Here is a 14,962-nt window from a genome sequence, read left to right on the forward strand (position 1 = left end):
GCTAGTTCGCGGACCAGCCCGTCGCTGCCAGCAGACGTTCCTCGAACATGGGGATCATGCTCTGCACGTAGGTCTTGGTGAGGTGGTTGTCGTCCTTATAGACGTAGACATTGCCCACTACGGCCGGGCAGGTTCCCTGCTCGCAAATGAAATCGCTCATGTCCATCAGATAGAGCCGGTCCACCTTGCCCACGTAGTCGTCCAGCGGCGAGGACGCTGCCAGGGACTCTTCCAGCGGGGCGTTGCAATCCGGTGAATCCGGGCCCTTCTTCTGGACGCACTCGGGCATGTTGATGCTGAAGCGCGGGTTGTCCCGGACCCCCACCACGTCGATCCCGGCATCAGTGAACGGCTTGATGCCATCCAGATAGCCCGGCACCTCGGTCTCGAACGGAGCGGTGGCATGGGTCAGCGAAGCCACCGTGAACACGGCATCAGGTTTGTGCTCCATGACGTACGCGGCCGAGGCCTTGTTGAACTCATTGCACTCCGCATCCCGTTCGGAGGCCTCGGCGCCGAAACGGCAACTGCCCTTCAGGAGGGTCACCACTTCCCAGCCATGTGCCTTGGCAATGGGACCCAGCGCCGCCATGTACTGCTGGGCGTGCGAATCGCCAAGGACCACGATCCTCTTGGTGACCACCTCGGGCTCGTCGTTCTGCAGGCAGCCCTGCAACACCGGATCGGACGGCACATTCTCCCCCGTGCAGAGCCCGTCGATGTCCGCCCATTCGTCCTTCATGGCGGCAGGCGCCGGAATGATCATGGCTTCAGGTGTTGGCTGGCCGGCATTCTGGGGCGCCAACGCCGCCGCGCCGGGCGTCAACTCCATGGGCTGGTCCGCGATCGCGGCGTTCTCGGAGGAAATCGCCCCCTGCCAGACCGTCACCGGCACAGCCAGCAGCGCACCACAGGAAGCAATAACGACGGCGGCACGCCAGGATCGCACGTTCGGCCACTCCCAGCGGCGCAGGGGCTTTTCGACGTAGCGGGTAGTGGCGACGGCAAGGACCATGGAGCCAGCCATGATGGCCAGGCCCTGGAGGAGGTTGGGGGCACTGGTTTCGGTGACCAGCAGGAAGAACACCAGGACGGGCCAATGCCATAGATAGAGGGCGTAGGAGTTGTCCCCCACCAGGACCAGCGGCTTCGAACTGAGGAAGCGGTCCGCTCCGAAGCGGCTGCCGCTTTGCCCGGCGACAATCACGGCCGCGGCAGCCAAGGTGGGCCACAACGCGACGAAACCTGGGAAGGAGCGGTCGACGGTCAGGATCAGCCCGCAGGACAGCATGGCTGCAAGCCCTGCCCAGCCCAGGAACACACGCAGGCGGCGTCCCGGCTTGAGGTAGGGCAGCGCCAGGGCCAGCAAGGAGCCGAGTGCGAACTCCCACAGCCGGGTCCGGGTATCGAAGTAGGCGAGCTCCTGGTTGTTGGCGGTTTGGTCGATCGAGAAAATGAGCGAAGCCACGAAGACCAAGCCGAACGCCATGAACAGCAACGGCCTGTGGGCCACGGCCTTCCTGCCCCGGAACAGCCTGGCCAGCTGCGGCTGCAGCAGCGCCACAGCGGCAAAGATCAACGGCCAGAGAATGAACACCTGGCCTTGGACGGACAGCGACCAAAAATGCTGCAACGGGCTCGCGCCGGAGTGGTCCTGCGCGTAATAGTCCACCGCGGATTCCGCGAGCTGCCAGTTCTGCCGGTAGAGCAGGGACGCCCAGGCCTCCGCGAGGACATCGGGCCAGCGGCTTTGTGGAACGAAGGTCCAGGTGGCGGTCAGCACCGCAAGCAAAACCACGACGACGGCGGGCAGCAGCCGCTTGAAGACGTGCAGCCAGTGCCGCAAGAGCTGGAGTGGCTTGTGGTTCTCCAGCTTTCGGGTGAAGGACAGCGTCAGCAGGAATGCCGAGATGAGCAGGAAGACGTCCACTCCGCCGGACACCCGGCCCAGCCAGATATGGTACGAAGCCACCATCAGCACCGCCAAGGCCCGGAGGCCCTGGACCTCCGGACGGAAGGTGCGTTCCGCCGTCGTTCTTTGTGCCGTACCCATCGCTGCTTTAGCCATCATCGTGTCCACCCCGTAGCGGCAAACCACCTCTCATCAAACATGTCCCCCATGCTGGTCACGTACGTCCTGGACAAATGGTTGTCGTCCAAATAGACGAAGACATTGCCAATGACGCTGGGGCACGTCACGCCGTCGCACAAGAGGTCGGTCATGTCCATGAACGCGGCGTTGCCGAAAGTTGCCTGCACGGCAGCGAACGGGCTTTCGGCGGCGAGCACGTCCGGCTCGTCCGACTTGCACTCGGAGCTGTCCACGCCCTTGGCCAGGGCGCACTCGGTGACGTTGTAGTCGTAGCGGGGGTTGTCCCGCATGGCAACAACCTGGATCCCCAGATCGTTGAAGTTGGTTACCGTCTGGTCAAAGCCGTAAACGAGCTTTTCGTCCGGCGACGACGGCGAAGCCATGGTTCCCACCATGAACACCGCGTCCGGCGTCTTCGAGGCCACGTACTTGAAAGCCGCGGCATTGAAGTCGTTGCATTGTGCTTCGGCATCGGGATTCTGCGGCATGAAGTGGCAACCGCCCAGCAAGAGGGCCGTCACCTTCCAATGCTCGGCCTCGGCCAAGGGACCGATCGCTGCCAGCCATTGCTGGGAGTGCGAATCTCCCAGCACCACGATGTTCTTGACGGCATCTGCGCCGACATCGTTGGTTTGGCAGTTCTCCGCCAGCAGCTTGTCGTCGGGTTTCGTATCGCCTTCGCAGGAGTTCGAAAGGTGCGCCCAGTCCTCAGGCAACTGTTCCGCCGTCGGAAGCGTCTTCGCGCCGTCACTCACCAGGTCCACGTAGCCGGGCAGGAGGGCGTGCGCGCCGGGATTGTCGTTGAAGGCCTGGGTCTCGGCAGCCTTCTGGTCAAGGTACTGCTTGTACTGGAAGCCGAGCAGCGGCGTGCAGGCGATGGCCAGGCACGCAGCAATCGAAACCGCCGCCCGCCACTTCTTCACTTCGGGCCACTTCCACTCACGGAAGGGCTTCTCCACGAACTTGGTGGTCAGGAAGGCCAGGACCAGGGCCAAGGCCACGATCGCCGATCCCGACAGCCAGCCGGCGTGGTCCTTGCCGCTCCAGGCCAGCGCAATCACCAGGATGGGCCAGTGCCAGAGGTAGAGGGCATAGGAATTGTCACCCAGCCGGACCAGGAACTTGGAGCTGAGGATGCGGTCCACGCCGAATCGGCTCCCGGTTTGTCCGGCGGCAATGACGGCGACGGCGGCAAGTGTGGGCCAGAGGGCGACGAAGCCCGGGAATGCGGTCTGCACCTGCAGGATGATGCCGCAGCTGAGCATTGCCGCGACGCCAACCCATCCCATGATGACGCGGACAGGCTTTGAAAAGTTGAGGGCGGGCAGGATGAGTGCCACCAGGGTGCCCAATGCGAATTCCCACAACCGGGCGAACGTGTCGAAATAGGCCACGGCCTGGTTGTTGGCCGTAAAGATGATGGAGTACGTCAGGGATGCGATGAAGATGATGGCGAAAATGTAGGCCAGCGAGGCGCGGTAGCGGAGGTTGAACTTCCGGCAGATGATCGCCATGGTTGCGAAGATGACCGGCCAGAGGATGAACACCTGGCCTTGGATGGAGAGCGACCAGAAGTGCTGCACGGGGCTGGCGAGGCTGTGGTCGGTGGCGTAGTAGTTGACCGCAAGGGTCTGGAGCAGCCAGTTCTCGTAGTAGAAGAGCGATGCCCAAGCTTGGTTGACCACTTCCACCCACCGCGTCGGTGGAAGGAACAGGAACGTTGCGGCAAGGGTGCTGAGCAGGACAACAACCACGGCCGGGATCAGGCGGCGGAACAGGTGGAGCCAGTGCCGGATGAGGTCCATGGACCTCCGCTGTTTATAGCGGCCGGTAAACTGCAACGTCATCAGGAATGCAGAGATCAGCAGGAACACATCCACGCCTCCGGACACGCGTCCGATCCAAATGTGGTAGCTGACCACCATGAGGACTGCGAGGGAGCGAAGGCCTTGGATTTCCGGGCGGAATTTGGACTTTGCAACGGGTCCGGCGGCCCGCCAGTTGGGACGGGCGGGCTGTTGGATCGTTGGTGCAGTCACGTTAGGCGATTCCTCAAAGGCTCATTCACAAAGGTTCCATCATATGCGTTTCAGCGCATGTGACCCAGTCAAGTGGGCCAGACGGACCAGGTTCCGGAGGTCAATTAGTTCATCTGCGGCTATGGATCAGCACAGCTGAACCTGTGTCCTGGCTGTGCCAATCCATCCGGATTCCGGGTCTGAAAGGGGCAAACGATCCTAAGTTGCCTTACTTCAATGGTACTGAATGATCATGTGATGTATTCCACGGACATTAATGCGCCCTCATGCGCTTTCCTGCTCCGCGGGTTGGCGTCGCCGGGCCGTGGTTTCCTGCTGGGCGCCAGGACGGGACGCTGCCATGATCCCGGCGAGGTACCGTGCGTCCCTGCCGACACCGGGGAGGGTGGCGGAGGCGGCAGCGAACTGGAATTCCTGCCCCAGGAAGTAGAGCCCGGGCACAGACTCCACCACACCCCGATGGTGCTCCGGCATGCCCGGGGCGCGAAGGTTGAGCCACGAATAGTCTTCCCGGTAACCGGTGCACCACACCACATTCGCCGCGTCCACGAGTGTTCCGTCGTCGAGGCGCGGCTTGCCCGCAGCCACGCCGGCCACCCTGGACACCATGCGGACGCCCGCCGCGCCAAGTTCCTTGGTTCGGGTGCGGATCAACGGCGCGGCCATGGCTTTGAACCCCGGGGCTGCTTTCCGGCCAACCGGCGTGTTCAAGGTCAGCACATACAATCCCAGGAACCGGATCACCGGAAGGAAGAACCGCGCACCGTTGCGCCCGTGACGGACCGGAAGCTCACCACTTGGCTTTCCCGCAACGTACGTTTGGTGCGTACGGCTGGCCTCCAAGGCAATCTCTGCACCCGAATTGCCCAGGCCCACCACCAGTACAGGACCTGGCCGGAACTGTTCCGGGTTCCGGTATTCGGTGGAATGCAGTTGGGCAATGCCTTCCCCGAGTTCCTTGGCGAAGGCCGGCCTCTTGGGAAGCTGGTGGCCGCCGGTGGCCACTACAACGTTCCGCGCACGCCAACTCCGCTCCCCCGAACCCACAAGGAAGCCGTCGCCATCCTGCCGGACGCCATCAACCTTTGTGTCCAGGACCACCGGGAGTTCGAAGTTCCGGGCATAGTCCTCAAGGTAGTCCGCCAGCTCATCCTTGGTGGGGAAAGCAAGGTGGTCGCCCGGGAACGGCATGCCCGGGAGGCCGTCATATTTGGCAGGAGTAAACAGCCGGAGGGAATCCCACCGGCCGCGCCAGGCCGCTCCGGTCCTGGAGTTCTGGTCAAGGATGACGAAATTTCGATTCTGCTTGGCCAAGTAGTGGCCCATCGCGAGTCCGGCCTGTCCGCCGCCCACTATGACCGTGTCCACCTCGGTGTGCTGATGATCTTCCATGGCTGCTGTCCTCCTGAATGGTTCAGCGTGTGTTGATACAGCAAAGCTATGGCGCGGGCCTCCCCCGCCGCGTCGGGAGGATTGCCCATTTTCGGCAGAACGGGTGTGGGTATTAGTACCCACAGGACCGGTGGGTGAGAGAGCGTCAGGTTGAAGGGGGTGATACGTGAGAGAGCGTCCGGTTGAAGGGGGTGATACGTGAGAGAGCGTCAGGGGATGAGGTGGTGTTCGAAGGCGTAGGTTGTTGCGGCTGCCCTGGAGGGCACCTCAAGCTTGGCCAGGATGTTGCTGACGTGCCGCGCCACAGTCTTTTCGCTCAGGTACAGCAGCCGGGCAATGGACTTGTTCGAGTGGCCGGCGGCGACCAACGCCAGGACTTCCGACTCCCGCGGCGACAACAGCGGCTTGCCTCGGGCACCGCACAGGTCCTGGACCTCCGACATCGCCGGCCCGGCACCGAGATCCGCGAAATCGGCAAGGGCAGCTTCGAACTCCATTGCCGCCGAGTCCGTGTCTCCCAGCGCCGCGCACGCCTTGCCGGCCAGCACGCGCGCTTTCGCTGCGTGGAACGGCGCTTCGAGGGTGTACCAAAGGCGCCAGGCCCGTCGTGCCCCCACTGCTGCTGCGGCCGCGTCCCCCTCGGCCAGCAGGACGGCCGCCTCGGACTGTGCCGCCAGTGCCAGTTCAAGGGGCCGGCTCGCAGCGTTGATCCGGCCGGTCAGTTCGTCGACGGCGGTTCTGGCCGCTGCCAGGTTTCCCGCCTCAAGTTCAATATCGACGACGGCGGGCAGCAGCCTTCGCCGGTTCGCGGGGTCGGCACCGGCTGCGGCACGTTGGATGCGGGCTTGGGCTTCGGTGGTCTTCCCGGCGGCCAACCGGAGCAACGCAAGCCCCGGTTCCGGCTCGAAGCCGGTTTCCGCAGCCATCTTGAAGGCCTGCTCGGCTTCCTTGACATGGCCACGCAACCGGAGCACTTCGCCTTCCTGGTACCAAGCACCGAAGGTTGCATCCGGGTCCCCTTTGCGAAGCCGTCCCTCAGCGGCGCGGGCCACGGCCAAGGCTTCATCCCAGGCCCCATGGAGGATGAGGAGCTCGGCACGGAACGCCTGGCATTGCGACCCGAACATCACCATGTCCGGACGCTCGCCGCACCAACGTTCCAGTGCAGCCGTCCACTCCTGGGCGCGTCCAACGTCCTGGGCAAGACGGCAACTGCCAAGCACGGCGCAGTAAATGATCCCCGTCGGAATGGGGGAAACTTCGTCCGCCGTGACCGACACCATGACTTCATCCAGGAGCTGCAGGCCTTCCTCGAAAAAACCGAGTGCCAGGCGGGAGGTTCCAAGGCCCAGCCGTCCCATGGCCTGGAGGTCCTTCTCGCCGAAGGAGAGCCCGATGTCCAGGGCCCGGCTGAAGATTGCGTAGCCCCCGTCCGGGTCGCCCCCGCGCAAGGTGCCAAGCCCGGTGGGGATGAGCAGGTAGCCTTCGCCGGCGGAAGGCCGGTCCATTTCCTCGATCAGGCGCCTGGCCTTGGCGAGCCAGCCATTGCCGCGGGCATACTCGCCCAAGTCCATCAGGAACATCACCAGCCAGGCGGCGCAACGGGCAGCGCTGTCGGTGTCCCCCACGGTCAGGTACTCGCCATGGGCCCGGGTGAGATAGTCGACGCCTTCGCCGTTGAGCCCCAGCAGCATGGCAACCGAGGCAAGCAATTCCATGTCCTGGGGTGGCAGCCCGCCTTCAGACTCGGCTTGGACCAGGCACTCCAAAGCGTCGCTCCAGCGGCGTTCCGTGAATGCCGAGCGACCCAGATCCAGGGCGGTGACGGGTACTGTCATATCTCACTTTTCCGGCGGGAAGCGGCACTCTTGGCGAACCCAACGGGCCGCTTCAAGCGTCAGGGTACCGCCCGCCGTCGTACGCGGACAATAGCCGTTCCGTACCCCACCGCAGGCACAAAGAAACCCCGGCCACGCAGGGCGTGACCGGGGTTCCTTCGAGCAGGCAGCCTAGTGGCTGTGGCCTGCGTGTGCGTCTTCTTCCTCGGCCGGCTTCTCGGCAACCAGGGTCTCGGTGGTGAGAACCAAAGCAGCGATGGAAGCGGCGTTGCGGAGAGCGGAGCGGGTGACCTTGACGGGGTCGATCACGCCGGCGGCGATCAGGTCCTCGTATTCACCGGACTTGGCGTTGAAGCCGTGGTTGGCGTCCAGTTCGGAAACCTTGGAAACCACCACGTAGCCGTCGAAGCCTGCGTTCTGGGCGATCCAGCGCAGCGGCTGGGTCAGGGCACGGCGGACGATGCCAACAGCAGCAGCCGCGTCACCTTCCAGGGCCGTGACGGCCGGAGCCTCGTCCAGTGCCTTGAGAGCGTGGATGAGGGCGGAACCGCCGCCGGAAACGATGCCTTCTTCAAGGGCGGCACGCGTGGAGGACACAGCGTCCTCGATGCGGTGCTTCTTTTCCTTGAGCTCCACCTCAGTGGCCGCGCCAACCTTGATCACGCCGATCCCGCCGGCAAGCTTGGCCAGGCGTTCCTGCAGCTTCTCGCGGTCCCAGTCGGAATCCGTGCGGGTCAGTTCGGCGCGGAGCTGTGCAACGCGGTCAGCCACGTCCTGCTCGGTGCCGGCGCCGTCCACAATGGTGGTGTTGTCCTTGGTAACCGTGATGCGGCGTGCCGTACCCAGTACCTCGAGGCCAACGGTGTCCAGGCTCAGGCCGAGGTCCGGGGAAACAACCTGCGCACCGGTGAGGGTGGCGATGTCCTGGAGCATGGCCTTGCGGCGGTCGCCGAAGCCCGGTGCCTTGACGGCCACGACGTTGAGCGTGCCGCGGATGCGGTTGACGATCAGCGTGGAGAGGGCTTCGCCTTCAATGTCTTCGGCGATGATGAAGAGCGGCTTGGAAGCCTGCAGGGCCTTCTCCAGCAGCGGCAGGAAGTCCTGCAGCGAGGAGATCTTGCCCTGGTTGATCAGGATCAGCGCGTCTTCGAGGACGGCTTCCTGGCGCTCTGCGTCGGTGACGAAGTAGGGGGAAAGGTAGCCCTTGTCGAACTGCATGCCCTCGGTGAGGACCAGTTCGGTCTGCGTGGTGGAGGACTCTTCGATGGTGATGACACCATCCTTGCCTACCTTGCCGAAAGCCTCGGCCAGCAGTTCGCCAACCTCGTCGCTCTGGGCGGAGATCGCTGCGACGTTGGCAACCTGGGTGCCTTCGACTTCGCGGGCGTTCTCCAGGAGGCGGGCGGCGATGGCTTCAACGGAAACCTCGATGCCGCGCTTGATTTCGCCCGGAGCGGCGCCGGCTGCGACGTTGCGCAGGCCTTCCTTGACCAAGGCCTGTGCGAGCACGGTGGCCGTGGTGGTGCCGTCACCGGCAACATCGTTGGTCTTGGTGGCGACTTCCTTGGCCAGCTGTGCGCCAAGGTTCTCGTAGGGGTCGTCCAGCTCCACTTCGCGGGCGATGGTCACGCCGTCGTTGGTGATGGTGGGGGCGCCCCACTTCTTGTCCAGCACCACGTTGCGGCCGCGCGGGCCAAGGGTCACCTTGACGGTGTTGGCGAGCTTGTCGATACCGGCCTCGAGGGACCGGCGGGCAGCGTCGTTAAACGCAAGCTGCTTTGCCATGGTTGTGTCCTTTCAGAACGGAAAACCCGCACCACTGGCGGCTGGATGGTGTTCCAACGATGCCTGCGGTGCGGGGTTCCAGGAAGTTACTTGACGACGATCGCGAGGACGTCGCGGGCGGACAGCACGAGGTACTCGTTGCCACCGGTCTTGACTTCGGTTCCACCGTACTTGGAGTAGATGACGACGTCGCCAACAGCTACGTCCACCGGTACGCGGTTGCCGTTGTCATCGAAGCGGCCGGGGCCGATTGCAACAACTTCGCCTTCCTGCGGCTTCTCCTGTGCGGAGTCCGGAATGACCAGGCCGGAAGCCGTGGTCTGCTCTGCTTCGAGCGGGCGAACAACAATACGATCCTCAAGAGGCTTAATCGAGACCGACACTCGGATCTCTCCTTTTCATGAGCTGATTCATGGACTAAGAACAAGGGTGCCGAGGCGTGCAACCGTCGTCGCGGTGCCGGATGACGCTTGGCGTGGTTAGCACCCTCCCGGGGAGAGTGCTAACAAGACTCTATGTAAGGCGTTAGCACTCGGTCAAGGTGAGTGCCAGCATTTCGTCATGGGTGAACCTGGTTATTGGTCCCTGAGGTCGTCCAGGTCGTAGTCCTCGTCATCGCCATCCAGCGCCGCTGCTCCGCGGTTGAGGTACAGCGCGATCCCGGCAGCAACGGCCACGACGCCGGAAACCACCAGGCCGATGATTCCGCCTGCGCGGACTCCGCTGTACAACTCGCGGATGTCGCGGGCCTCGTCGGTGGCATCGTTGACGCTCTTGCCCGTCACCGAGTACGCGGCGGCGTTGAAGGAATCCAGGGCAAAAATGACAATGAGCAGACCGGCGCAGATCACGGCGATCACCACGCCGGCGATCAGGGCAGGCCGCGCATAGGTGGAAAGGGACCGGCCGGCGGAATGTCCATCGACTCCGGGCCGGACGGGCTGGTTATTGTCCGGGTTGTCGGCGTGGGAGGGCTGCGGAGCTGCGGTGTCTTCCATGAAATCAACCCTATCGGGCTGATCGGCCCGCTCTCATCCCGAGGCGCGAAAAGGTTAAGCTGGGTGCCATGCCCAACGCTCCCCAGGAACACCTCGCGCCCTTGCTGACCACCGAAGGATGGGAGCTGCTGGCCTCGCTGGGACCGTACCGGGAGGCCGACGCACTGGCGCTGAACGCGTCGCTGCGCAAGGCAGGACACTCCCCCGAACTCGTGGCCGCTGTCCTGACGCAGTCGCGACTGCGGACCAAGGCCGAGGCCAAGTTCGGCGAGTTTGCCCACCAGATGCTTTTCACCCAGGCGGGCCTCGAACAAGCCACCCGCCTCAACGTGGCCGCCCGGCATGCCGAGCGCTTCGTCAAAGCCGGGATCTCCCATGTGGCGGATCTCGGGTGTGGGCTCGGCGCCGATTCCCTCGCGTTGGCGTCCATGGATGTCAACGTCACCGCCGTGGAGATGGACGAAACCACGGCCGCCTGCGCCACCATCAACCTGATGCCGTTCCCGCATGCCACGGTGGTGCATTCGGATGCCACCACCGTGGATCTGGACGGCATGGACGGGGTATGGCTCGATCCCGCACGGCGCACCACATCCACTTCCGGGACCACAAGGATCTGGGACCCCGAGGCGTTCTCTCCTCCGTTGTCCTTCGTGGAGAACCTGGCTGCGACCGGGAGGGCCATTGGCGTCAAGATGGGCCCCGGAATGCCGCACGATTCCGTCCCTGCCAACTGCGAGGCCCAATGGGTATCGGTTGGTGGCGATGTCACCGAAGTGACCCTGTGGTTCAACGCCGTTGCCCGCCCAGGCGTCCGCCGCGCAGCATTGCTGATCGGCGCCCAGGGCGCTGCCGAAATCACCAGCGGCGAGGATTTCGACGGCGGTCCGGCCGCCGCCGTCGGGCCGGTTGAAGGGTTCCTGTACGAACCCGACGGTGCGGTGATCCGCGCCGGACTGGTTGCAGACGTCGCGGAAAGGCTCGGCGGCCATTTGGTGGACCAGCACATCGCCTACATTTGCGCCCCCGAGCTGCACGACACCCCGTTCGCCCGCGCCTACCGGGTCCTCGACGTGATGCCCTACAACATGAAGGCCCTCAAGGCATGGGTCAAGGAGAACGGCATCACCGTGCTGGACATCAAGAAGCGCGGTACCGCAGTGACCCCCGAGGAACTCCGGAAGCAACTCCTCCCCGCAAAGCCCTCGGGGAAGGCCGGCAAGCCGAAGACGGCGACCCTGGTGCTCACCAGGATCGGCGAGGAACGGGTGGTTGTAGTGGTAGAGCCGGTTACCGCCTAGGACTTTTCAGGCTCCGGGCGCCGCGAAAACTCCGAAGCTTCACGCACCTGCTCCGGCGTCGGGCGCACGCCCGTATACAGGACGAACTGTTCCTCCGCCTGGATCGATATGACCTCGGCTCCAGTGATCACAGGCTTGCCGGCGGCTCGGGCCGCGGCGATCAGCGGGGTTTCCGAAGGCAAAGCGACGACGTCGAAAACAACCTTCGCTGCAGCGATGGTGGCGTCGTCGAAGGACTGGGCAGTCTCATCGGCGCCGGCCATGCCCAGCGGAGTGACGTTGATGATGAGGTCCGCCGTGGCGCCATTGACGTCATCCCGCCACCTAAATCCGTAGAGGTCGGCCAGCGCCCGGCCGGTAGTCTCGTTCCGCGCCACGATGGTCACGGCTGCAAAGCCCGCATCCCGCAAAGCAGCGGCAACTGCCTTGGCCATTCCACCGGCCCCGCGCAAAAGCACGGTGTGCGTGGGAGGTACCTCGTGGTCCTTAAGGAGCCGGGCGATGGCGATGTAGTCGGTGTTGTACGCCGTCAGGACGCCGTGGTCATTGACGATGGTATTGACCGAATCGATGGCCTTCGCGGACGGGTCCATGACGTCCACCAGCGGAATGACGGCCTCCTTGTAGGGCATGGATACTGCTGCCCCACGGATAGGAAGGCCCCTGATGCCGGACACGGCAAGGGCGATGTCGGCAGGCGCGAAGGCCTTGTAGACAAAATTCAGGCCGAGCAGGTCGTAGAGATAGTTGTGGAACCTGGTTCCGATGTTGCTGGGGCGGGCAGCAAGCGAAATGCAGAGGGCCATGTCTTTGTTCAGGATGGGCATGTACTCATTAAACAGCCCGGGCGGGCCAGCCGGGAGAATAAGTCATATTTATGTTCCCGACGTGCCCGCCCGTGCCAGCTAGCCCTGCCGGGCCTTCATGCGCGGATTCTGCTTGTTGATCACGAAGGTGCGGCCGCGACGGCGAACGATCTGAGCTCCCGGAATCTTCTTCAGTGCGCGCAGTGAGTTCCTGACTTTCATGGGTGTTCTCCTTTGTTGTAGGGACTAAAGGGTCTCGCTGAGCTCGAACGGATCGTTCCACTCACTTGGATTCAGCGCCATTTCCGCCTCGGTGACCTGGCAACTGTCCAGCAGCCGGCGGATCTCGCTTGGATCCACGTCTTCCGAGCGCCCGGTGATGGCAAGTACGGTACCGCGGTCACCGTGCCGCGGATGCCAGTCGAGTACGGCGTCGACGTCGGCTCCCGGACCAACGGTACCGGCCGCATCCGCCAACCAGGGGCCCGTGCTTTCGAGCCAAACGCGAGGGCCAATACCCTGAATGGCAATCCGGACTCCCGCGGCAGAAGCGATCCACAGCCTGCCCCGCATCCAGTGGGTACCGGCGGCCAATTGCGGCAGGGCCTCGCGGAACCGCCCTGGATGGAGCGGCCTTGACGCCTTATGCAGGACGGTACTGAAGAGACCGGGTGCGTCGTCCAAAGGAACACGAACGACGCCGGGCCTGGTCCGGGCGGCCGCCTCAGCGTCGTCGTAGCACCCCGGACTGAAGTCATCAGACGAGCCCACCACGGCCGCATGCGGCGCCAGCTCACCGAGCAATTGGACTCCGGCGGACCACGCCTCAGATTCCACCCGCGGATCACCCGCAAGCTCGGCGCTCAGGCCCGGGTACAGCATGACCGTGTCCACTTGGCCAAACTCACCAACGAGGAACTCCCCACTGGTCCGGTCGTCCTGCGGCATGGACGTGAATCCGGATTCGAACAAGGTATGACGGTCCCAGACATGGTCCTCCACGTCTGCAGGATCAAGCGCCAGGACAGCATTGTCGATCACCATGGCGCTCCCCGGACCCTGACGCAGCTCCGCCACCACCATGCCCGCGGCCACGCCCGGCGGCAGGCCAAGGACCACATGGTCGAAGCCGCAAGAGGCGAGCCGCTCCGCCGTCGGAATAATGTCCAGGCGGACGGTGCAACTCAGGCAACCGTGTTCGAGGACCGTGGTCTCGCGCTCAAAGAGCTGGCCATTCCTGTAGACGCGCCGAAGAACGATCGAGCCATCGAGGAGATCGTGGAACACAACGGCCGAGTTGCCGTGCGTCCGGCCGAGCCGCGTTGCGGCCACTTCGCGGCATTGACTATCCAGTGAGCTGACGATGGTGAGATGCATGCCAGCATTCTAGTTAAGAATCATTCTCATTAGCAATTCATGGACGTTAACTTCCGCAACTCCACACTGGGCCGCTGCACTAGACTTGAGCCGACCGCTGGCGGCCCCGCAGCGGGGTAGCAGAACGAACACAACGAGGGGACTACGTGCAGATTGAGTTTGCGCCATCCAGGCAATCGACACTGGGTGTGGAATGGGAGCTGGCGCTCGTCAACGCACGGACAGGGGAACTGGTCTCAGTCGCGAACGATGTCCTGAAGGGCGTCGCCGCCAACCACCCCGACCTCAACGAGGACGACGAACACCCCCACATCAAGCGCGAACTCCTCCTCAACACCGTGGAATTGGTCACGGGAGTCTGCGAGACGGTCAAGGAGGCCAAAGAGGACCTCAGCCGCTCGCTGGCCGCCGTCCGCGAAGTCACCGACACCATGGGCGTGGAAGTGTTCTGCGCCGGCAGCCACCCCTTCAGCCCTCCCCTGCTCCAGCCCGTCACCGACAAGGAGCGCTACGCAAAGCTGATCGAGCGCACCCAGTGGTGGGGGCGCCAGATGGTGATCTACGGCGTGCACGTCCACGTGGGCATCGACCGCAAGGACAAGGTCCTCCCCATCCTGGATGGCCTGGTCAACTACTTCCCGCACTTCCAGGCGCTGTCCGCGTCCAGCCCCTATTGGGCGGGCGAGGAAACGGGCTACGCATCGCAGCGCGCCCTGATGTTCCAGCAGCTTCCGACGGCGGGACTCCCCTTCCAGTTCGACGCCTGGGAAGGGTACGAGGCCTACGTCCAGGACATGTTTACCACGGGTGTCATTGACGCGATCTCGGAGATCCGCTGGGACATCCGGCCTGTCGCCGCACTGGGTACCATCGAGATGCGCATCTGCGACGGGCTGGCCACCCTTGAGGAAGTGGGCGCGATCGCGGCACTGACCCAGTGCTTGGTCCACGAATTCTCCGGCATCCTGGATGCCGGCGGAACCATCCCCACCATGCCTCCGTGGCACGTCCAGGAAAACAAGTGGCGCGCGGCCCGCTACGGCATGGAAGCGATCATCATCCTGGACGCCGAAGGCAACGAGAAGCTTGTCACCGAGCACCTGGCCGAAACCCTCGTCCGGCTCGAGCCCATCGCCGCTGAACTGGGGTGCTCCGAGGAACTCGCGGATGTAGCCAGGATCATCGAGCGGGGTGCAAGCTACCAGCGCCAGCGACGGGTGGCAGCCGAGCACAACGGAGACCTCCAGGCCGTGGTGATGGACCTCGTCCAGCAAATGCGCAAAGGACCGGACGCCTGAAACACGCTGACTGTGCCGTTCCCACACCGGAGCGGC

General features: G+C 63.9%; 12 protein-coding genes. 2 read left to right on the plus strand and 10 right to left on the minus strand.

What is annotated here, in order from left to right; translation table 11 throughout:
- Position 1 precedes the first annotated feature (1 nt).
- From ACFVSJ_RS05250 to ACFVSJ_RS05280, 7 genes are all read right to left on the minus strand, one after another.
- Positions 2-2,068: an acyltransferase family protein gene (locus ACFVSJ_RS05250; protein ID WP_387434979.1), complete on the minus strand. Its 2,067-nt coding sequence runs from the start codon at positions 2,066-2,068 to the stop codon at positions 2-4.
- Positions 2,068-4,131: an acyltransferase family protein gene (locus ACFVSJ_RS05255; protein WP_387434981.1), complete on the minus strand. Its 2,064-nt coding sequence runs from the start codon at positions 4,129-4,131 to the stop codon at positions 2,068-2,070. The genes ACFVSJ_RS05250 and ACFVSJ_RS05255 overlap by 1 nt, the downstream gene beginning before the upstream one ends.
- A 264-nt stretch (positions 4,132-4,395) precedes the next feature.
- Positions 4,396-5,523, minus strand: coding sequence for a flavin-containing monooxygenase (locus tag ACFVSJ_RS05260; RefSeq protein ID WP_387434983.1), 1,128 nt, complete (start codon positions 5,521-5,523; stop codon positions 4,396-4,398).
- A 209-nt stretch (positions 5,524-5,732) separates the two neighbouring features.
- On the minus strand, positions 5,733-7,361 hold the full coding sequence (locus ACFVSJ_RS05265; protein WP_387434984.1) for a LuxR C-terminal-related transcriptional regulator: 1,629 nt from the start codon (positions 7,359-7,361) through the stop codon (positions 5,733-5,735).
- Between the two features lie 171 nt (positions 7,362-7,532).
- Positions 7,533-9,146: a chaperonin GroEL gene (groL, locus tag ACFVSJ_RS05270; protein WP_387434985.1), complete on the minus strand. Its 1,614-nt coding sequence runs from the start codon at positions 9,144-9,146 to the stop codon at positions 7,533-7,535.
- 86 nt (positions 9,147-9,232) lie between these two features.
- Positions 9,233-9,529 carry a co-chaperone GroES gene (groES, locus tag ACFVSJ_RS05275; RefSeq protein WP_011775524.1) on the minus strand — a complete coding sequence of 99 codons (297 nt, stop codon included), beginning with the start codon at positions 9,527-9,529 and terminating at the stop codon, positions 9,233-9,235.
- Positions 9,530-9,721: 192 nt separating this feature from the next.
- Positions 9,722-10,144: a hypothetical protein gene (locus ACFVSJ_RS05280; protein ID WP_387434987.1), complete on the minus strand. Its 423-nt coding sequence runs from the start codon at positions 10,142-10,144 to the stop codon at positions 9,722-9,724.
- Positions 10,145-10,212: 68 nt separating this feature from the next.
- Here ACFVSJ_RS05280 and ACFVSJ_RS05285 point away from each other — a divergent pair, with 68 nt between their 5' ends.
- The gene (locus ACFVSJ_RS05285) at positions 10,213-11,445 is read left to right on the plus strand and encodes an SAM-dependent methyltransferase (protein ID WP_387434988.1); all 1,233 of its coding nucleotides are present in this window, start codon (positions 10,213-10,215) and stop codon (positions 11,443-11,445) included.
- Here the strand turns inward: ACFVSJ_RS05285 and ACFVSJ_RS05290 are convergent.
- The 3 genes from ACFVSJ_RS05290 to ACFVSJ_RS05300 form a co-directional block, all read right to left on the minus strand.
- Positions 11,442-12,272: a shikimate 5-dehydrogenase gene (locus tag ACFVSJ_RS05290; RefSeq protein WP_387434990.1), complete on the minus strand. Its 831-nt coding sequence runs from the start codon at positions 12,270-12,272 to the stop codon at positions 11,442-11,444. The genes ACFVSJ_RS05285 and ACFVSJ_RS05290 overlap by 4 nt on opposite strands.
- A 78-nt stretch (positions 12,273-12,350) precedes the next feature.
- Complete coding sequence (ykgO, locus tag ACFVSJ_RS05295; RefSeq protein ID WP_021472472.1) at positions 12,351-12,473, minus strand: type B 50S ribosomal protein L36; 123 nt, start codon at positions 12,471-12,473, stop codon at positions 12,351-12,353.
- Between the two features lie 24 nt (positions 12,474-12,497).
- Positions 12,498-13,628, minus strand: coding sequence for a GTP-binding protein (locus ACFVSJ_RS05300; protein ID WP_387434992.1), 1,131 nt, complete (start codon positions 13,626-13,628; stop codon positions 12,498-12,500).
- A gap of 146 nt (positions 13,629-13,774) precedes the next feature.
- Here ACFVSJ_RS05300 and ACFVSJ_RS05305 point away from each other — a divergent pair, with 146 nt between their 5' ends.
- On the plus strand, positions 13,775-14,926 hold the full coding sequence (locus ACFVSJ_RS05305) for a glutamate--cysteine ligase (RefSeq protein ID WP_387434994.1): 1,152 nt from the start codon (positions 13,775-13,777) through the stop codon (positions 14,924-14,926).
- Positions 14,927-14,962 lie beyond the last annotated feature (36 nt).

It is taken from the genome of Paenarthrobacter sp. NPDC058040, from assembly GCF_042885775.1.
GTDB lineage: Bacteria > Actinomycetota > Actinomycetes > Actinomycetales > Micrococcaceae > Arthrobacter.

Coding starts and splice junctions, on each gene's coding strand:
- ACFVSJ_RS05250 (WP_387434979.1), bottom strand. CDS start 2,068: ATGGCTAAAGCAGCGATGGGTACGGCACAAAGAACGACGGCGGAACGC.
- ACFVSJ_RS05260 (WP_387434983.1), bottom strand. CDS start 5,523: ATGGAAGATCATCAGCACACCGAGGTGGACACGGTCATAGTGGGCGGC.
- ACFVSJ_RS05265 (WP_387434984.1), bottom strand. CDS start 7,361: ATGACAGTACCCGTCACCGCCCTGGATCTGGGTCGCTCGGCATTCACG.
- groL (WP_387434985.1), bottom strand. CDS start 9,146: ATGGCAAAGCAGCTTGCGTTTAACGACGCTGCCCGCCGGTCCCTCGAG.
- ACFVSJ_RS05280 (WP_387434987.1), bottom strand. CDS start 10,144: ATGGAAGACACCGCAGCTCCGCAGCCCTCCCACGCCGACAACCCGGAC.
- ACFVSJ_RS05285 (WP_387434988.1), top strand. CDS start 10,213: ATGCCCAACGCTCCCCAGGAACACCTCGCGCCCTTGCTGACCACCGAA.
- ACFVSJ_RS05290 (WP_387434990.1), bottom strand. CDS start 12,272: ATGCCCATCCTGAACAAAGACATGGCCCTCTGCATTTCGCTTGCTGCC.
- ykgO (WP_021472472.1), bottom strand. CDS start 12,473: ATGAAAGTCAGGAACTCACTGCGCGCACTGAAGAAGATTCCGGGAGCT.
- ACFVSJ_RS05300 (WP_387434992.1), bottom strand. CDS start 13,628: ATGCATCTCACCATCGTCAGCTCACTGGATAGTCAATGCCGCGAAGTG.